The organism is Massilia consociata (assembly GCF_042432755.1).
GTDB classification, from domain to species: Bacteria; Pseudomonadota; Gammaproteobacteria; order Burkholderiales; family Burkholderiaceae_D; genus Telluria; species Telluria consociata.
In genome coordinates this window covers 504478-523739 of record NZ_JBHLWP010000013.1, presented here as the reverse complement: position 1 = coordinate 523739, position 19262 = coordinate 504478, and the positions used below count along the sequence as shown (strand labels likewise).

Here is a 19262-nt window from a genome sequence, read left to right as displayed (position 1 = left end):
CTTATTCGGCCACGAACACGACGGCCGTACGCGGCGGCACCGTGAAGGCGCCGTCCGCGCTGTCGAAGCGCGCCTGCGTGGCGCGCTTGTCGGCCGCGCCTGCGGTAGTGTGCACCGGGTGCAGCTTCAGTCGCTTGCCGCGCAGCTGCTCGTCCGCCACGGTGTGCGCCACCTTGTCCACGTTCACCAGGTAGGTGACGCTGCCGAAGCGCGCGCCCGGATAGCCCTTGCCGTCGATCGAGGCCGCCAGCACGGTCGGCGTCTGGCTCGGCCCCGTATTGAAGAAGCGCAGGCGCTGCACGATGTCGTCGGTGGTGCGCATCCGGAACAGCGTCGAGCTCGCGCGGATGGCCAGCAGGTCGCGGAAGGCGTCGCGCGCAAAGGCAATGTCGGCGGGCTGCGGCTTGATCGCGGCGGCCTTGGCCAGGAAAGGCTTGAGCAGCGGCCAGTCCTTGCCGTTGTCGTCCGACTGCGGCAGGCCGGTACCGTAGTAATTGTCCTGGTAGGTCCAGTCGATGCGGTTGAACCAGTCGCCCGAATTGAAGCTGTTCTTGTCGAGCGACTTCGAGCGCAGCGTGTCGATGCCGGCGTGGTAATAGGCCACGCCCTGGCTGAAGGCGTTGATCGCCATGCCCAGCACCTGCACGCGCGCGCGGTCCGCGGTACTGGTATCCACCGGCAGCTTGAGCACGTTGATGTCGAACAGGGTCTGGTTGTCGTGGTTCTCGACATAGTTCACGACTTCGCCCGGCTGGCTCGCATAGCCTGCCGGCTGGTTGCCGTAGGCGATGTCTTCCAGCTTGCGGATGCTGCCGTCGATGGTCTGGAAGGAATACGGGCGCACCGAGCCGGCCAGGCCGACGCGGATCATGTCGGCAGTGCGCAGCAGCTCCACCCCCTTGTGCTCGCCGCCCAGCGCGTTCGGGTCGTACACCAGGCCATTGATGTAGCCCTGGCGGCGGATCATCGCTTCGCCCGAGTCGCCGGCCGAGCCGCCGCGCACGGCGTCGCGCGCGCGATCGCTGAAGGTGCCGATGCCCGAGCCGTTCAGCGACAGCTGCGACGCCTGCACGAAACGGGCGCCATCAAGCACTTCGCCGAAGTTCCAGCCCTCGCCGATCAGTTGCACATGGCGTCCGGCGGCCTTGTTGACGCGTTTTTGCAGGCGTTCCATGGCCTCGCGCGGCTGGTGGCCCATCAGGTCGAAACGGAAGGAATCGAGCTTGTAGTGGCGTGTCCACAGCTCGGCCGAATCGATCATCAGCCTGCCCATCATGAGGTTCTCGGTGGCCGTGTTGAAGCAGCAGGTCGACTGTTCGATGGCGCCGACGGCGTTCAGGCGGTGGTAGTAGCCCGGCACCACGCGGTCGAGCACCGACTTCTCGTCCTGGCCGGCGGTGAAGGTGTGGTTGTAGACCACGTCCACGCCCACGCGCAGGCCGGCGCGGTGCAGGTCCATCACCATCTGGCGGAATTCCAGGATGCGGCGTGCGCCGTCCGAGGGGTCGGACGCGTAGCTGCCTTCCAGCGCGTTGTAGTGGTAGGGGTCGTAGCCCCAATTGAAGCAGTCGGTATGGGCGGTCTTGCGGGTGAGGGCTTGCTGGGCCTCGCTGTCCGGCGCGCCGGAAGGCTGGGGCACGGCGCAGTCCTTTTCCGGCACGCTGCCCAGGTCGTACACCGGCAGCAGGTGGATGTCGGTCAGGCCGGCCTTCGCCAGCGCCTTCAGGTGGCGCATGCCGTTCGAGTTCGCTTCGCCGAAGGCCGTGTACTTGCCGCGTTTCTCCGCTGGCACGCTCGGATCGTTGATCGAGAAGTCGCGCACGTGCAGCTCGTAGATGACCATGTCGGTCTGCGCCTTGACCGTGTCCGGCGCGCGCGTGGCGTCCCAGCCCTTCGGCTTGAGGTGCGCGGCGCCGAGGTCGGCGATGTAGCTGCGCTTCGAATCGGTGTTGAAGCTGACCGAGTACGGGTCGGTGACCAGGTTGCGCACCAGGCCGGCGCCGTCGACGGCGACGTCCACCACGTACTTGTAGTAACTGCCGGACAGGTCGCGCGCCACTTGCGCATTCCATGCCCCGGTACGCTGGTCGAAGCGCATCGCGTGCACCGCGGTGGCGCGGCCATCGGCGCTGTCGTAGGTGCAGACGGCGGCCGTGCGCGCGGTCGGCGCCCACAGGCGGAAGCCCGTGCGGTTCTTCTTCGGCACGGCGCCCAGGTCGGGGAGGGTGCCGGCAGCCGCGTACAGGTCGTCGAGCGCGCCGGCCACCTGGATGCGCGTCGCGGCGCGCACCGTGCCGTCTCGGGCTTCCTGCACCAGCACCAGCTGGCCGCGGTGCAGCTCGCCCAGGCGCGGCAGGTCGGCCTTGCGCAGCGACAGCACCGGGCCGTCGCCGACCCACTTGAAGCGGGTGGCGGCTCCGGCCGGCACCTGTCCGGCAAAGGCGTCGAGGACGAGCGCGCCATCGGCGCCTTGCACTTTCGCGCCGGGCTGGGCAACGATCGCGGCATTGGCCGAGTGATACAGGCGATAGGTGGCGCCGGCATCCGCACCCGGCCATTTCACCAGGCTGCGGTCGAGCCAGACGGCGCGCGCGTCGAGCGTGGCGCCGGAAGCGTGCAGGATCTGCTGGAAGTCGTCGCTGTTGCAGGTTTCGAGGGGAACCGCGGCGTGGGCGGAGGAGGCGAAAGCGGCTGCCGCAAAGGCGATATGTCGAAGTCGGGTCATGTAGGGTGACGGCTCGTAGTCTGGGTCATTGGCCCGGACTACCCCACGCGGTCGCGCGGCGGCAGCCCTGCCAATGAAGTAGGGTCAGTCAAGGGTGGTTGAACGCGCGGACGGCATAGCCGTCCACCCTACGAACCACCGGTCAGGTATCAGGCGCGGTAGTGATCGACCATCTTGTAGCGCCTGGCGTACAGGCCGAAGGCCAGGGCCGCCACCATCGCGAAGCCGGCATAGAAGAACATCTGGAAGGCCATCAGTCCCATGCCGGAGCTCTCGATGTTCGCGATCACGCCTTCGTTCTTCACGCCCGCGTTCACGATCAGCACCCACAGGTTGCCGACAGTGACGGCGAGCGACCACAGCGCCATGATCACGCCCTTCATTGCGGCCGGGGCCTGGCTGTAGGCGAACTCGAGGCCGGTGGCCGAGACCAGCACCTCGCCCAGCGTCAGCAGGGCGTATGGCAGGATCTGCCAGGCGATCGACACGGCGTCGCCGGCGTCGAGCTGCAGCTGCAGCCAGCCGACGGCGATCCATGCCAGGGCCGAGAAGGCGATGCCGGCGGTCATGCGGCGCATCGCGGTCGGCTCGAGGCCCATCTTGCGCAGCAGCGGGAACAGCACGATGTTGTTGAACGGGATGAGCAGCATCACCAGCAGCGGGTTCAGCGCCTGCATCTGGGCCGGGAGCACGTTGAGGTTCATGCCCAGGAAGTCCACCTGCGTGGTCATGGCGCCCGCCTGCACGATCCAGGTCGAGGCCTTCTGGTCGAACAGCGACCAGAACGGGGTGACCAGGGCGAACACGATCAGGATGCGCAGCACGGCGCGCACGCCGTCGACGGCGACGTCCGGATGCGCGCCGCGTGCGCGCTCCAGCTGCATCGATGCGCCGATGCCCACCGAGGCGATCACCAGCACCAGCGCGGTGCAGGCGGAAATCACGAAGCCCCAGTTCGGAATCTGCAGCAGCGAGGCGAAAGCGCCGACCAGGCCGGCGACGGCGACGGCCAGGCCGGGGCGGCCCTGGCTTGCGCTATCGCGCGCCAGCAGGGCGGTGCGCACCACGCGCAGGAACGAATGCGGGTCGCGCGGCGCCGGGGGGACGTTGACGTACTTCTTGCGGCCGCTCCAGAACACCAGCGTGGCGATGAACATCAGGATGCCCGGGATGCCGAAGGCCACCGCCGGGCCGTAGTCGCGCAGGAACAGCGGCATCAAGAGCGAGGCGAAGAAGGAGCCGAAGTTGATGATCCAGTAGAAGGCGTCGAACACGATCTTCGCCTTGTCCTTGTTGGTCTGGTCGAACTGGTCGCCCATGAACGAGGACACCAGCGGCTTGATGCCGCCCGAACCGAGGGCGATCAGGAACAGGCCGAAGTAGAAGCCCTTGACGTTGTCTTCGAAGATGGCCAGGCAGGCGTGGCCGGCGCAGTACACGAGGCTGAGCCAGAGGATGGTGTTGTACTTGCCGAAGAAGCGGTCGGCCAGCCAGCCGCCCAGCAGCGGGAAGAAGTACACGCCGATGACGAAGGTGTGGAACACGTCCTTGGCTTCGCCGGTACGCATGTTCTCCGGCAGGAAGATCAGCAGGGTCGAGATCAGGAAGGGCGTCAGGATGTTGCGCATCCCGTAGAAGCTGAAGCGCTCGCAACCTTCGTTGGCGATGATGTAAGGGATCTGCGGCGGCATGCGGCCGGTGCTCTTTACCGCGGTCGTTGCTGGAGAAGTCATGGCTTCCTCGGAAAAACGAAACAGACGCGATCCTATGCCGAGGCCGAGTTACTTTGCAATAAAAATATCGCAGCGAAACAAAGGAGTTACAAATCGAAAACATGGGCAGCGTAGTTTAGCTACTTTTATGTGGCTTAAAGAAAACAGCTGTCGAACATAAGCGATTGAAATACAAGGAATAAGCGCTTATTTAAGCCCGAATTAGCCAATTGTAAAGTTCTGAGCCATCCTGTATATTGCCTAGAATTCTTCACTTTCCGGACGGACCCGCCATGACCCAGACTTCGAAGACCGACAACCCGAACTGGTGGAAAGAAGCCATCATCTACCAGGTGTATCCGCGCAGCTACCTCGACAGCAATGGCGACGGCGTCGGCGACCTGGCGGGCATTACCGAGAAGCTCGACTACATCGCGGGCCTGGGCGTGGACATCGTCTGGCTGTCGCCGTTCTTCAAGTCGCCGATGAAGGACTTCGGCTACGACATCGCCGACTACTGCGACGTCGATCCGCTGTTCGGCACCCTGGCCGATTTCGACCGGCTGATCGCGAAAGCGCACGGCCTGGGCCTGAAGATCATGATCGACCAGGTGATGTCGCACACCGCCGACACCCATCCCTGGTTCGTCGAAAGCCGCAGCAGCCGCGACAACCCGAAGTCGGACTGGTACGTGTGGGCCGACCCGCTGCCGGACGGCTGCCCGCCCAACAACTGGCTGTCGGTGTTCGGCGGCCCGGCCTGGCAATGGGACACCCGCCGCAAGCAGTACTACATGCACAACTTCCTGACCAGCCAGCCGCAGCTGAACTTCCACAACCCGGAGGTGCAGCAGGCCCACCTGGACGCGCAGCGCTTCTGGCTCGAGCGCGGCGTGGACGGCGTGCGCATGGATGCCTGCGTGTTCCACTTCCACGACCGCCAGCTGCGCAGCAACCCGCCGGCGCTGGTGCGCGACACCTCGACCGTCACGGACGTGAACCCGTACGGCATGCAGGCCCACATCTACGACAAGACGCAGCCGGAAAACATCGCCTTCCTGCAGAAGGTGCGTGCCCAGCTGGACGAATTCGGCGCGGTCTCGATCGGCGAAGTCAGCTCCGACGACGCGCTGGCGCAGATGGCCGAGTACACCGAGGGCGGCGACAAGCTGCACCTGGCCTACAGCTTCAACCTGCTCACGCCGGTCCATACCGCCGCCCACATCCGCAAGCAGGTCGAGGATTTCAACGAGCGCGTGAAGGACGGCTGGGCCTCGTGGTCGGTCAGCAACCACGACGCCATCCGCGTGGTGACCCGTTGGAGCGACGGCAGGCCGTCGCCGGCGCTGGGCAAGCTGGTGCTGGCGATGCAGCTCTCGCTCAAGGGGACGCCTTGCCTGTACCAGGGCGAAGAACTGGCGCTGGAAGAGGCCGATGTGCCGTTCGAGCTGCTGCAGGACCCGTACGGCATCACCTTCTGGCCCGAATTCAAGGGCCGCGACGGTTGCCGCACCCCGATGCCGTGGCAATCCGGCGCACCGAACGCCGGTTTCACGACCGGCACGCCGTGGCTGCCGGTGGCCGAACCGCACGTCGCGGTGGCGGTCGACCGCCAGGAAAGCGATCCGCAGTCGCCGCTGAACTTCGCGCGCCGCTTCATCGCCTGGCGCCGCACCATGCCGCAGCTCACCCGCGGCGACATCAGCTTCTTCGACGCACCGGAGCCGGTGCTGGCCCTGCGCCGCGACCTGCATGGCGCGGTCAGCGTGCTGGCCGCCTTCAACCTCGGGGCGGAACCGGTGAGCTTCGACTGGCCGCTCACCGGCCAGGCCAGCGCACTCGACGCGCAAGGACTGGAAGGCGCCGCCGCGGGCGGGCGCGTGACCCTGCCGCCGTACGGCGCCTGGTTCGGCAGCATCCCGGCGGACGCAAGATAATGGGAAGCCAGGGGGAAGCGCTGACGGAGAAACTGCGGTTCGCGGACAAGTCCGCACGCACGGCCTTCGCCGACGGCCCGCGCCTGCTGGCGGACATCGGCGCCACCCACGCGCGCTTCGCCCTGCAGACCGCACCCGGCGTCTTCAGTGCCGTGCGCGTGCTCAAGTGCGAGGACTTCGACGGCATCGTTCCGCTGCTGCGCCACTACCTGGCCGACCACGCCGGCATCCGCCTGCACCACGCGGCGCTGGCGGTGGCCAACCCGATCAGCGGCGACTTCGTCCGCATGACCAACCGCGACTGGCAGTTCTCCACCGACGCGGTGCGGCGCGAGCTGGGTTTGACCACGCTCCTGATCGTCAACGACTTCACCGCGCTGGCGATGGCCATTCCCGGCTTCGCCCGGGAAGACCTGATGCAGGTGGGGCAGGGCACGCCGGCCGCCAATGCCGTGGTCGGCGTGCTGGGACCGGGCACGGGCCTGGGCGTGTCGGGCGTGATCCCGACCGCCGACGGCTTCGTCACCCTCGGCAGCGAGGGCGGCCACGTGAATTTTGCCCCAAGCGACGAGCGCGAGTTCGCGATCCTGCAGTACGCCTGGCGCGAGTGGCAGCACGTGTCGAACGAGCGCCTGATTTCCGGCCCCGGCATGGAGATCATCTACCGCGCGCTGGCCGAGCGCAATGGCGCGGGTGGCCATGCCGTGCCCGCGCGCAAGGCGGCCGAGATCATTGCCGGCGCGCTGGACCAGCAAGATCCGCTGTGCCTCGAAACCCTCGAATGCTTCTGCGGCATGCTGGGTGGCGCCGCCGCGAACCTGGCGGTGACGCTGGGCGCCTTCGGCGGCATCTTCATCGGCGGCGGCATCGTGCCGCGCATGGGCGAGTGGTTCGCCACGTCTCCGTTCCGCGCGCGCTTCGAGGCCAAGGGGCGCTTTTCCAGTTACCTGGCCGAGATCCCGACCTACGTCATCACCACGCCCAACCCGGCCTTCCACGGCGTGGCGACCATCCTGGCCGAGCACCTGCGCGGCTACCTGGGCAACGGCGGCGGCGCCAACACGCTGATCGAGCGCATCACCCAGCTGCGCCACGAGTTGACGCCTGCCGAGCAGCGGGTGGCGGCGCTGGTGCTGGAACAGCCGCGCCTCGTGCTCAATGAGCCGATCGCCGAGATCGCGCGCCTGGCCGACGTGAGCCAGCCGACCGTGATCCGCTTCTGCCGTTCGCTCGGCTTCCAGGGCCTGGCCGACTTCAAGCTGAAGTTCGCCAGCAGCCTGACTGGCTCGATTCCCGTGCGCCACAGCCAGGTACGCACCAGCGACAGCACCCACGACCTGTCGGCCAAGGTCATCGACAACACGGTGTCGGCCATCCTGCGCTTTCGCGACCAGCTGGACGTGCGCGCGCTGGACCGCGCCATCGAACTGGTGAGCCGCGCCAAACGCGTCGAGTTCTTCGCGATGGGGAATTCACGCGCGGTGGCGCTGGACGGGCAGCACAAGTTCTTCCGCTTCCGCATTCCGACCTCGCTCTACGGCGATTCACACCTGTTCAAGCTGGCGGCCGAGCTGCTGCAGCCCGGCGACGTGGTGATCGCGGTATCGAATTCGGGCTGCATCGCCGAGCTGCTGGAGGCGGTGGACATCGCGCGCGCGGCCGGCGCCGACGTCATCGCGATCAGCAACAGCCAGTCGCCGCTGGCAAAGAAGGCGAGCGTGTGCCTGGCGGTCGACCATGCCGAGGACAGCACCAGCTTCCTGTCGATGATCTCGCGCATCCTGCAGCTGCTCCTGATCGACATCCTGGCGGTGGGGATCTCGGTGGACGGGCAGCATGGCGGCGCAGACCCGGCGCAGGGGAACGACCCGCGCAAGCTGCTCATTTCGCACCTGGACAGCTAGGGCCGTTTGACCGGGTTGCTGCGAGAAGTGGTTCGGGTTGCACCCTGGTCCCACAACAGTTGCATGTCGTTCCGGCGAAGGCCGGAACCCAAGTCTTGCTGGCGTTTCGGCGACGTACCCAACTTAGGCACCGGCCTTCGCCGGTGCGACGGTCTTACGGCTGGAGGGCTTGTCGACGCGAAGCCTGCGCCGCCTGCGCGTCGGCCGCCGCAATCACCTTGTTCACCGCCGCCACCACCAGTTCCGGCTCCTCCAGCTGGATGTTGTGCCCGCTCTTCGCCGTCACCACATGCTCGCCCTTGCTGAACTGGCGCAGGAAGTCCGCGTGCAGGTCCTTCTTGATCGCCACGGCCGGCGCCGTCTCCAGGAAGAACATCGGCTTGTCCGCCTGCTGGACCGAGGTCAGGACCACGACCGGCACGTCCGGCAGCTTGCCGGACAGCGGCAACGTGCCGCTGTCGAGCACCGGCTGCAGCAGCTTGTACTCGGGCAGGAACTTCGGCGGCACGAAGCCGGCGAACTGGCGGTCGTCCGCCGCGGCGCGTTCGGCGTCGAGCTTGCGCAGGGCAGGGTTGAAGCGCTCGTCGGCCGGGTCGACCAGCACCATGCCGGCCACCTGGCCGGGATGGCGTGCGGCGAAGGAGCGCATCAGCAGGCCACCGTAGGAATGGCCCACCAGGATGAAGGGCGGGGCCAGCTTGGCCGCCGCGATCAGCTGTTCCAGTTCCGTGGTGTTCTGCTCGATGGTGCGCGGTTCCGGACGCGCTTGCGAGGCGCCATGGCCGGCGCGCGAATACGTGAGCACGCGCGCCGACTTCGCGACCTCCGGGGCAACCTTGCGCCAGGCGCGCAGGTCGGTCCCGAAACCGGATTCGAAGATCACGGTGTAGCGGCCCGCGCCCGCGGTGGCCGCCTGTACCTGGTGGGCTTGCGCTCCGACCGCAAGCAGCTCGGGAGGGGACGATGGCGCCGCGGCTTGCGCGTGGGCTTGCGCCTGGCAAGCGCCGGAGGCGACGGCCAGTACGAGGGCGAGACTGCGAGCGGTGAGCTTCATGCGGGGACTTTCAAGGTTTATATTCCGGCAAGTATAATGCAATCGCATGGCCGAAAATACACACTTTTCCACCGCTTCGGAGCGCTTACCCCTTGTGGCGGATCGCGTCGATCACCAGGGCCAGCGCGCGCGAGGAATGGCGGCGGCTCGGATAGTAGGCGTGCAGGCCGGGAAAGCGCGGGCACCAGTCTTCCATGACGCTCACCAGGCGTCCCGCGCGCAGGTGCTCGTCCACCAGGTCTTCCGTCATGAAGGCCAGGCCGCAGCCGCTGAGCGCGGCATTGAGCATCTGGTACACGCCGTTGAAGATGAACTGGCCGCGGATGCGCGCTTCCACGTCGCGGCCATCCTGGCGCAATTCCCAGGCATACACCCCACCGCTGCTCGCCAGGCGCAGCCCGATGCAGTTGTGCTTCATGAGGTCCTGCACCGATGCCGGCCTTGGGCGGTGCGCGAAGTATTCGGGCGAGCCGACGATCCTCGTCTGCATGTCCGGCGTGAGGCGTACCGCCACCATGTCCTTGTCGACCTGGTCGCCCCAGCGCACGCCGATGTCGTAGCGTTCAGCCGCGATGTCGATCATCCGGTAGTCCGAGCTGATCTCGAGGTGGATGTCCGGATACTGCGGCAGGATCCTCGCCAGCCGCGGCCACAGGATGTTGTCGATCACGTGGTCGGTCGCCGTGATCCGTACCAGGCCCGAAGGCTTGTCGCCCAGGTCGCTGATGGCGGCGATCTCCTCTTCGATTTCCTCCAGCCGCGGGCCGACGTTCTGCAGCAGGCGCTCGCCCGCTTCGGTGGGGGAGACGCTGCGCGTGGTGCGGCTCAGGAGGCGCACGCCCAGGCGTTCTTCCAGCCCGCGGATGATGTGGCTGAGGGCCGATTGCGTCATTCCGAGCTTGGCCGCCGCGCGGGTGAAGCTGCGTTCGCGCGCGATGACCAGGAAGACCAGGATGTCGTTGATGTTGTCGCGCGCCATGGTTCTGCCTCTCCGAGGAAAATGCTCGTATCTTATGATAACGCACGCTAAATAAATATTCTTATTTATGAGAAGTATTCATAAGGCCAAGGAAAATCCGGCCGGTTGCGCCCTGGCGTTTGCCGCTACCATTTCACCCCTGACAATGCAATCGAAGGAACAGCATATGACCGTCAAAGCCTATGGCGCCCACGCCGGCGACCAGCCACTCGAATCCATGGACATCCCGCGCCGCGCCGCCGGCGCGCATGACGTGCAGATCGCCATCGCCTACTGCGGCGTGTGCCACTCGGACCTGCACCAGGTGCGCGGCGAATGGGCCGGCACCGTGTATCCCTGCGTGCCGGGGCACGAGATCGTCGGCACCGTGACCGCCGTCGGCGCGCACGTCACCGGCTACCAGGTCGGCGACCTGGTCGGCGTCGGCTGCATGGTCGACAGCTGCAAGGGCTGCGAGGACTGCGAGGCCGGCCTCGAGAACTACTGCGACGGCATGATCGGCACCTACAATTCGCCCACCCCCGACGCACCCGGCCACACCCTGGGCGGCTACTCCGAGCAGATCGTGGTGCACGAGCGCTTCGTGCTGCGCGTGCGCCATCCACGGGAACAGCTCGCGGCGGTCGCGCCGCTGCTGTGCGCGGGCATCACCACGTACTCGCCGCTGCGCCACTGGAATGCGGGGCCCGGCAAGACGGTCGGCGTCGTCGGCATCGGTGGCCTGGGCCACATGGCGATCAAGCTGGCGCGTGCCATGGGCGCCCATGTGGTGGCCTTCACCACCTCGGAATCGAAGCGCCGGGATGCCGAGGCCCTGGGCGCGCACGAAGTGGTGGTCTCGCGCGATCCTGCCGCCATGGCCGCACAGGTAAAACGCCTGGACCTGATCGTCAACACCGTGGCCGTGCCGCACGACCTGGACGCCTACCTCACGCTCCTCAAGCGCGACGGCACCATGGTGCTGGTCGGCGCGCCGTCCTCGCCGCATCCGTCGCCGCAGGTGTTCAACCTGATCATGAAGCGCCGCGCGCTGGCCGGCTCGATGATCGGCGGGATTCCGGAAACCCAGGAGATGCTCGACTTCTGCGCCGAGCACGGCATCGTCGCCGACATCGAGATGATCCGTGCCGACGAGATCAACGCCGCCTACGAGCGCATGCTGGCCGGCGACGTGAAGTACCGCTTCGTGATCGACAGCGCCACGCTGGCGGCCTGAAGGTCACCGAAGGGCAGGCGGGGCTTGAGCGCCCGCTTGCCAGTCAGGCCGAGCGTCGCTTCATCGTCCGGACAAGGGAGTTGCTTCCCGATGCCAAGCGCTCGCACGGCCGCTTGAGTGCACCGGGAGAGTGGCTTCGACCCGGGTACCGAGCCCGGGACGGCTATGCACGATGAAACGCCCGCCCAACAGTAGGACCCGTTCGCGCATGCCGGCCATGCCACTGGATGCTGTCCCGGCATAGCGTTCTTCCCAACCTTCCGAATCGAAGCCGCGGCCGTTGTCTCGCACAATAATTTCCAGCTCGGCGCCATCCGCCCCGCCATTGATTTCGACGACGACATGGCTGGCTTGCGCATAGCGCACGATATTCGTAATGCTTTCTTGCACTATTCGATATGCGGTGATTTCGAGGAGCGGCGGCAGGCGTCCTGCAGGCAAGGCGCATTCGAACAGATAGGGCGGGCCACCGTCGAACTGACGCGCAAGCAGCTGTTCCAGGGCCGGCTCCAGTCCGAAATAGTCCAGGCCAGGGGGACGCAGCGAGAGCGAGATGTTGCGCACTTGCGATACCAGTGTCGCCAGCTCGCGCTCTGCGTCGCGCCAGACCTGCGCCGCAGGTGTGCCGGAGACAGACGGCTGCATCCGGTATAACAGCATGTTCAGGACACTCAGCCGCTGTCCCAATTCGTCGTGCAGCTCACGCGCCAGGCGTTTGCGCTCATCCTCCTGGGCACCGACCAGCTGTTCGCTTGCCTGGGCAGCTTTCCGGTAAAGACGCTGTTTCTCAAGCGCATCCTGTTCGGCGCGGCGCTGTGCAAACACCGCATCCTCATAAAGGAAGGCTTTGTTCAGGCCGACGGCTGCCTGTGCTGCAAGCGTTTCCACCAGCAGCTCGTGTTCCGCCTTGAAGATGGCTTCGTCTTCGTGCCCGAAAAATAATCCCCCGATGACATGTCCGTCTCCCAGCCTGACGGGCACGGCAAGGTAAGAGCAGACCGGCAGGTGTCCCGCAGGCATGCCGTCATGCGGGGCAGCCTGGCCGTAGCGAGGATCGTGCCGAATGTTGTCGCTGCGGATGGTCCCTTCACCCATGAACGTGGGACCGAACAGTTGGGTCTTGCGCGGAAGCGGGAATTGCGTGAAGTGTTCTTCCGGGACACCCGAAATCGTATAGAGCGTCAGGGACTCGCCATGTTCATTGCGAACGTTGTAGAAGAAGGCGCCGAACTGTGCACCTGTCAGGCGTGTCGCGGTATCGGTTACGGCCTGTACTATCTTTTTGTGATCGAGTTCCTGAAGAATGAGCAAACCGATCTTGTGGAGCGCATCGCGCTGGCGTTCCTGTTCTTGCTGTGGCCGCGCATCCTGCACCTCGATGACCGTTCCGACCACCGTGCCCTGGCGCCTGATGGGACTGGCGGTGAATGTTACCGGATACAAGCTGCCGTCCTTGTGGACAAACATTTCCTTGCCGCGTTCCTGCATGTCCCGGGGCGCAGCGCGATCGATCGGACATTCCTCGAGCGGGTAGTGGCTGCCGTCAGGACGGGTGTGATGAACGAAATTGTGTAGCGGCGCCCCCTGGACCTCGGCCAGCGTGTAACCCGTGAGATGCTCGGCTGCCGGGTTCATGTAAACGCAGTGTTGACGATGGTTCATCACGAACAAGGCGACGGTGGCATTGCCACACAGGTCATGTAAATTCAGCAATACATCGTTTTCTAATGGCGCCGGCATCATTGAGAATAAATCATGATCTGGAATCCATTATATGGACGGAAACTCATACAGCAGCGTACGATTCGGACCGCCTGCCTTCGTTCACACGCACGCATCGGCAAGCGGCCTGGGTGTTCTCAGAACAGTTCGATCAGGGGCGCGTCGTCCTGTCCGCCGAGGCTCGTCCCGTGCAGCTGTTCGGTGGCCAGGTACTCGGCGGTGATGTCGGCGATGAGCCGGGCCAGGACCGCCGGTTGCGGCGCGGACTGGCTGGCGAATTCCTGGCCGAGGGCCGCATTGCGCTGCGCGATCGCGTGCTGGAGCCGTTCGACGCACTGGCGCACCACGTCCTGGTACTGCAACTGGCCCAGTACGCCGGCGCTGCCGGCCGCCAGCGCTTCGCCGTGCGCCAGCATCTCGGCCAGGCGCGCATGGTAGCTGCCGCTGATCTGGTCGAAGCTCGACTGCAGCGCGGCCACGGTCCGGGCGGCCTGGGTGATCTGGGCCAGGTCGTCGGTCGATTGGGCCGCGTTCAGTTCCAGGCCTTCCCTGAGCGTGCTGCGGATGCGCTGCAGGCTGCCGCCGATGCGGGAGGCGGCCGCGTTCGAGTTGGCGGCCAGCGTGCGCACTTCCTCGGCCACGACCTTGAACGCCTGTCCGGCGGCGCCCGCGCGGCTGGCTTCGATGGCGGCGTTGATCGACAGCAGGTGAGACTGCATGCTGATCGCCTGCACGCTTTCGGCCAGCCCGGACAGGCTCTTGATTTCGGCGGCGATCTCGGAGATGCAGGCGAGGTCGCGCTGCAGGCGCTCCGGCAGGCATTCCAGGAAACGCGCCATCTGGCGCAGCGCGGCCACGTTGTCCACCATGTCGCGCTCGAACTGGTCGGCTTCCCGGCTGGCGGCCTGCAGGCGCCCGGCCAGTTCGGCCGAGCGGTCGCATAGCGCGCGCACTTCCTCCATGATGGCCAGGGCCGAGGCTTCGGTACGGGCGACGGCTTCGTCGAGCTTGCGGCCGATTTCCCGGTCCAGGTCGCAGCTGGCCTCGATCGCCGCCCCATAGCCGGTGTCGTTCGCGGCCGGAACGGCGACGGCACGCCGCGGCAGGACGCGACCGACAATGGCCGACAGGCCTTCGCGCGCGCCCATGTCAGGCTCCCGGCAGCACTTGCTTGACGATCTTCAGCAGGTCGGCGCCGCTCACCGGCTTGACCATCCAGCCGGTCGCGCCGACCTTCTTCGCCTCGTCGCGGCGTGCCTGCTGGCTCTCGGTCGTCAGCACCAGGATCGGGGTGAAGCGGTAGCCCGGCGTGGTGCGCGCGCTGGCGATGAACTCGATGCCTCCCATGTTGGGCATGTTGATGTCGGTGATGATCAGGTCGGGCTTCGGGCCGGCCCGCAGGCGTTCCAGGCCCTTGACGCCGTCGCTGGCGGTGATGACCGAGAAGCCGGCGATTTCGAGGTTGTTCTTCAGGCTCAGCACCATCGTGCCGGAGTCGTCAACAACGAGAACAGTCTTTGCCATGTTTCTTTCCTTTTTGTGTTTTAAGTAGGTAAATGCTTGTGCTCAGGCCTGGGGCAAGGCCGCGCGCAGCCAGGCGGCCAGGGCGGCATCGGCCGGCCACGCCTCGACCCGTACGCGCGCCGCCATCAGGACCTGCAGCGGCGCGGCGTGCACGTGGCTGCACCCGGACAGGTCGGTGCGGGCACCCGGCCGGGCCGCGAGCTCCTGCAATAGCGCTTCGGCGTCGTCCACCGTGAGCGGGCCGGCGCAGGCCAGCACATCGTCTTTCCATGCGAACGTCATTGCAGCAGCTCCTTCGGGTTGATCACCATGAGCACCGAGCCGTCGCCCAGCAGCGCCGAGCCGGCATAGGCGGCAAGGCTGCCCAGGATGCCGGCCATCGGCTTGAGGATCACTTCGACCACTTCGCGGAAGTCGTCGATCACCAGGCCGACGTACTGCCCGTGCACGCGCAGCACCAGGGTCGCCATCTCGTCCTGCTCGTTGTGCAGCTGCGGGCGTTCGACGGCCAGCAGCTCGTTGAGCGAGCGCAGGGGAACGATGCGCCCGCGCAGGACCGCCGCGCGGTGCTGCTTGATGGCGTGTACGGTATTGGCGGGGATGCGCACGGTTTCCACCACCATGTCCATCGGCACCCCGACCTGCATCCCGCCCGACTCCACCACCATGACGTTGGTGACGGCCATCGACAGCGGCAGCGACAGCCGCAGCCGGGTGCCCTGGCCGGGGGTGCTCGACAGGGCGACGCTGCCGCCCAGGCGCTCGATCGCGCTGCGCACCGCGTCCATGCCGACGCCGCGGCCGGACAGGTCCGACACCTGCTCGGCGGTCGAGAAGCCCGGCAGGAACACCAGGTTCACCGATTCCTGGTCGCCCATGCGTTCCAGCGCCGCCTCGTCGATCAGGCCCTTGGCATAAGCCTTCCGCCGGATCGCGGCAGGGTCGATGCCGCGGCCGTCGTCGCCCACTTCGATCACGACGCGGTCAGCCTCCTGGAATGCGCCGATGACCAGGCGCCCGCAAGGCGGCTTGCCGGCGGCAAGACGTGCCTCAGGGGCTTCCAGCCCGTGGTCGAGGGCATTGCGCACGATGTGCACCAGCGGGTCGGCGAGCGCCTCGATCACGTTCTTGTCGGCTTCGGTGGCTTCGCCCTGGAGCACCAGCTCGACCTCCTTGCCGAGGCGGCGCGCGATGTCGCGCACCAGGCGCGGGAAGCGCTGGAACACGAAGGACACCGGCGTCATGCGCACCTGCATGATCGCGTCCTGCATCTCCTCGACGATGCGGTTGATCACCGCGTGCTGGGCCTTGATCTCGCGCGCCATGTCGCGCACGCCGTAATGTTCCTCGGCGCGCGCCGCCAGGTAGGGCAGGCCGTTGCGCGCCACCACCATCTCGCCGATCAGGTTCATCAGGCGGTCGACCTTGGCCTGCTCGACCTTCAGCACGCGGCCCGCGCCGTGGTCCTCGGCGCGGCGTCCGAACTTCGGATCGGTGTCGGGAAGGGCGGCGGCCGGTGCGGCAGCCGCTTGCGTCAGGGGCGGCTCAGCGGCCGCCACCATATGGGCCGCCTCTTGCGCATGGCGCTCGATCCAGGCCAGCACCGGCGCGGCCGAGCCGCAGGCCAGTGCCTCGGCGGCGCAGCGTTCCAGGTCGTCCAACCCGGCAGTGCGGCCGATGGCCCGCATGCAGCCGCGGATCGTGGCGACAGCCGCCAGCAGGCGGCCCGGCACCCAGGGTGCGCCGTCGCCGCTCCACAGGGCTTCGCCCTGGGCCTGGACGATGGCCAGTGCCTCCGCCACCAGTTCCGGATCCAGCGCCGGCGCGGCCTGTTCCGGCAGGGCACTGACCCAGACCTGTTCCGGCACGTAGCGGAAATGCTCGTCGACCGCGGCGCGGGGAGCCTCGGTAACAGCCTGGAACAGCAGGTTGCAGCGGTAGGGGTCGAGTTCGGACAGCGCAGGCCAGGCGTCGGCCGGCACCACGCGCTGCCACAGCACTCCCGGCAGCTGCATGGCCTGGTACAGCGGATCCTCGCCCTTGTAGAAGCATTCGGCCTCGGGGGCATACTCGACCCAGTGCAGCGTCGTGCCGGCCGCAATCGACTCGCGCCAGCCGGCGTGCAGTCCGGACGGGGCCAGGGCGAGGGCGGCGGCCATGCGCGCGGCGCGCGGATCCTCGGCGGCGGCCGCGTCGATAAAGGACCCGGTTGCGCCGGGCCCGGCTTCGGCGCATGCGCCCGCGCTGCCCGTGCCGGTGCCGTCTTCGGCCAGCGCACGCAGGCGGGTGGCCAGCTGCACCGAGGCCGGACCGTGGCCGGCGCCGGGTTCGCCCGCGGCCTCGATCCCGTCCAGTTGCAGGGCCACGAAGTCCATGGCGTCGAGCAGGGCGTCGGCCATGTCGCGGTCGTAACGCAGGCGGCCGTCGCGCACCGCTGTCATCAGGTCCTCGGCGGCGTGGATCACGCGGAACATGTCGGGAAAGTCGAACAGGCCGCAATTGCCCTTCAGCGTGTGGACGACCCGGAACAGCGCATCCATCAAGGCCGCGTCGAGCGGGTCGCGTTCGAGTGCGAGCAGGCTGTCGGCGATGCCCTCGAGCGCGTCGCGCGACTCGAGCAGGAACTGCTGCAGCACGGAATTGGAAACGGGGTTCATGCCTGCCCTCCCAGCAGCAGCGTCACGATCCGCAGCAGCTGTTGCGGGCGTACGGGTTTGGCCAGGTAATGGTTGGCGCCGGCGGCCAGGGCCAGCCGGCGGTCGCCGTCCTCGGCTTCGGTGCTGACCATGATGGCCGGGGCCTGTGCGCCGCCGCGCCCGCGCAGCGCGCGCAGGAAGCCGTAGCCGTCCATCTGCGGCATGTTGACGTCGACCAGGTACAGGTCGAAGTCCGCCGTCATGGTCTTTTCCAGGGCTTCGAGCCCGTTGGCGGCCTCGGTGGCGGCATAGCCCGCCTCTTCGAGGATGCTGCGGTGGTACATGCGCACGGTGGCGGCATCGTCCACGATCAGGATGTGCTTGCAATCCTTGTTCATTGTCCCTCCATGGGCTTCTGGTACACGATCGCCTTGGGGAACTTGCGTATCCTGAACAGCGACGAAATACGGCTCATCGATTCCGAATGGCCCAGGCAGATGAAGCCGCCCGGGCGCAGTACGTCGAAGAACGACTCGGCGGCCTGGCGGCGCGAGGCGTCGTCGAAATAGATCAACAGGTTGCGGCAGAACACCACGTCGTAGTCGCGGTAGGCCGCCACCTCGGCAGGGTCGTTCAGGTTCACGCGGGTGAACGCGACCGCGTCGCGCAGCATCGGGCAGATGCGCCAGCCGCCGGCTTCCTGGGTGAAGTACTTCTGGAGCCAGGCAGCGGGCAGCTGCTGGACCGCGCGCTGCGAATACAGGCCCGCCTGGGCCTGGGCCAGGATGCGGGTGTCGATGTCCGACGACACGATCTCGACGTCCCAGTTGGCCAGCTGCGGCCAGCGCTCGAGCAGATACATGGCGATGCCGTAGGCTTCCTCGCCCGACGAGGACGGCATGACCCAGATCCGCAGCGGCTCGCCCGGGCGCTTGCGCGCCACCAGCTCCGGCAGCATCGACTCCACCAGGCACGCGAACTGGTAGTCCTCGCGCATGAAATAGGTCTCGTTGACCGTCATCTCGTTGACCAGCGCCTGCCATTCGCGGCCCGAGGCCTCGAAGCGCAGCATGGCGAAGTAGTCGCGAAAGCCGGTGCAGCCGGTGGCCTGGATGCGCTCGACCAGGCGCTTGTCGACGAAGTAGCGCTTGGACGGCTCGAACTGGATCCCGCTCCTGCGGTAAAAATACTCGCGGAAGCGCTGGAAGTCCTCGGCGGTGATGACGGTGTCGGTCATTCCTCACCCCGCCAGGCGCGCGAGCACCAGCTTGCCGGCGAACGCGATATACGGTTCGTCCGCGAAACGGGCGAGCAGGCGCGCGACCGGCGCGCGCGCGGCCTCGGTGGCGATCCCGGCCAGCACGTCGAGGGCGGCGCCGCAGACGTTGACGTCCTCGTCGGCCTCGATCAGCTGTAGCAGCCATTCCTCGACGCGTTCGTGGCGTAGGGTGTCGAGGATGCCGACGGCCAGGATGCGCACGTCGCGGTCCCAGTCCACCAGCAGGTGGGCGATCGCGCCGTCCACGCGGTCCGGCAGGCCGCGCAGCACGTCGATGGCGGTGTTGCGCAGCCAGGCGTCCTCGCGGCGCAGGCAGCCGGCCAGGGCGGCGACCGCTTCCTCGCTGCCGATGCGCGCCAGGGCGCCGAGCAGGGCGCTGCGCACGGCCTGTTCGGGCTCGTCCTCCAGCGCCGCCGCCAGGACTGGCACCGCATCCGGCCGGTCGGCCAGCGCATGGGCGGCGGCGCGGCGCACGGCCGCATCGGGCGAGGCCAGGCGCTGCGCATGCTGCGCCGGGCCGGCATCCTGGGCGACGTCCGCCAACGCGGCCGCCGTGTGCTTAATGAATGGCATG

General features: G+C 67.0%; 15 protein-coding genes. 3 read left to right on the top strand and 12 right to left on the bottom strand.

Translation table 11 applies throughout. The features are described from left to right. Nucleotide 1: 1 nt before the first annotated feature. Nucleotides 2-2725 (bottom strand): alpha-1,6-glucosidase domain-containing protein, encoded by a 2724-nt coding sequence (locus ACFFJK_RS15670; RefSeq protein WP_379680352.1) that lies wholly within the window; start codon nucleotides 2723-2725, stop codon nucleotides 2-4. A gap of 149 nt (nucleotides 2726-2874) precedes the next feature. Further along, on the bottom strand, nucleotides 2875-4458 hold the full coding sequence (locus ACFFJK_RS15665) for a POT-type proton-dependent oligopeptide transporter (protein ID WP_379680351.1): 1584 nt from the start codon (nucleotides 4456-4458) through the stop codon (nucleotides 2875-2877). A 272-nt stretch (nucleotides 4459-4730) separates the two neighbouring features. On the opposite strand from ACFFJK_RS15665, the gene ACFFJK_RS15660 reads away from it, so the two are divergent. Together ACFFJK_RS15660 and ACFFJK_RS15655 are read left to right on the top strand one after the other, a co-directional pair. Continuing rightward, nucleotides 4731-6374, top strand: coding sequence for an alpha-glucosidase (locus tag ACFFJK_RS15660; protein WP_379680350.1), 1644 nt, complete (start codon nucleotides 4731-4733; stop codon nucleotides 6372-6374). Further along, nucleotides 6374-8278 (top strand): glucokinase, encoded by a 1905-nt coding sequence (locus ACFFJK_RS15655; protein WP_379680349.1) that lies wholly within the window; start codon nucleotides 6374-6376, stop codon nucleotides 8276-8278. The genes ACFFJK_RS15660 and ACFFJK_RS15655 overlap by 1 nt, the downstream gene beginning before the upstream one ends. A gap of 154 nt (nucleotides 8279-8432) precedes the next feature. Here the strand turns inward: ACFFJK_RS15655 and ACFFJK_RS15650 are convergent, their stop codons facing one another. Continuing rightward, entirely contained in the window at nucleotides 8433-9332 is a 900-nt protein-coding gene (locus ACFFJK_RS15650) for an alpha/beta fold hydrolase (protein WP_379680348.1), read from the bottom strand. Between the two features lie 85 nt (nucleotides 9333-9417). Continuing rightward, nucleotides 9418-10311: a LysR family transcriptional regulator gene (locus tag ACFFJK_RS15645; protein ID WP_379680346.1), complete on the bottom strand. Its 894-nt coding sequence runs from the start codon at nucleotides 10309-10311 to the stop codon at nucleotides 9418-9420. Between the two features lie 166 nt (nucleotides 10312-10477). Here ACFFJK_RS15645 and ACFFJK_RS15640 point away from each other — a divergent pair, with 166 nt between their 5' ends. Continuing rightward, nucleotides 10478-11527: an NAD(P)-dependent alcohol dehydrogenase gene (locus ACFFJK_RS15640; RefSeq protein WP_379680345.1), complete on the top strand. Its 1050-nt coding sequence runs from the start codon at nucleotides 10478-10480 to the stop codon at nucleotides 11525-11527. 60 nt (nucleotides 11528-11587) lie between these two features. Here the strand turns inward: ACFFJK_RS15640 and ACFFJK_RS15635 are convergent, their stop codons facing one another. The 8 genes from ACFFJK_RS15635 to ACFFJK_RS15600 form a co-directional block, all read right to left on the bottom strand. Further along, nucleotides 11588-13270: a GAF domain-containing sensor histidine kinase gene (locus tag ACFFJK_RS15635; RefSeq protein WP_379680343.1), complete on the bottom strand. Its 1683-nt coding sequence runs from the start codon at nucleotides 13268-13270 to the stop codon at nucleotides 11588-11590. Between the two features lie 116 nt (nucleotides 13271-13386). Further along, a complete protein-coding gene (locus ACFFJK_RS15630; protein WP_379680341.1) occupies nucleotides 13387-14397 on the bottom strand; it encodes a methyl-accepting chemotaxis protein in 1011 nt (336 codons plus the stop codon). A 1-nt stretch (nucleotide 14398) separates the two neighbouring features. Further along, complete coding sequence (locus ACFFJK_RS15625; RefSeq protein ID WP_379680339.1) at nucleotides 14399-14773, bottom strand: response regulator; 375 nt, start codon at nucleotides 14771-14773, stop codon at nucleotides 14399-14401. Nucleotides 14774-14815: 42 nt separating this feature from the next. After that, nucleotides 14816-15055: a hypothetical protein gene (locus ACFFJK_RS15620; protein WP_379680337.1), complete on the bottom strand. Its 240-nt coding sequence runs from the start codon at nucleotides 15053-15055 to the stop codon at nucleotides 14816-14818. Next, nucleotides 15052-17430, bottom strand: coding sequence for a chemotaxis protein CheA (locus ACFFJK_RS15615; RefSeq protein ID WP_379680336.1), 2379 nt, complete (start codon nucleotides 17428-17430; stop codon nucleotides 15052-15054). Before ACFFJK_RS15615 ends, ACFFJK_RS15620 begins: the two co-directional genes overlap by 4 nt. Further along, entirely contained in the window at nucleotides 17427-17807 is a 381-nt protein-coding gene (locus ACFFJK_RS15610) for a response regulator (protein ID WP_379680335.1), read from the bottom strand. The genes ACFFJK_RS15615 and ACFFJK_RS15610 overlap by 4 nt, the downstream gene beginning before the upstream one ends. Continuing rightward, nucleotides 17804-18646 (bottom strand): CheR family methyltransferase, encoded by an 843-nt coding sequence (locus tag ACFFJK_RS15605; protein WP_379680334.1) that lies wholly within the window; start codon nucleotides 18644-18646, stop codon nucleotides 17804-17806. Before ACFFJK_RS15605 ends, ACFFJK_RS15610 begins: the two co-directional genes overlap by 4 nt. Nucleotides 18647-18649: 3 nt before the next feature. Then, entirely contained in the window at nucleotides 18650-19261 is a 612-nt protein-coding gene (locus tag ACFFJK_RS15600; protein WP_379680333.1) for a HEAT repeat domain-containing protein, read from the bottom strand. Between the last annotated feature and the right edge of the window lies 1 nt (nucleotide 19262).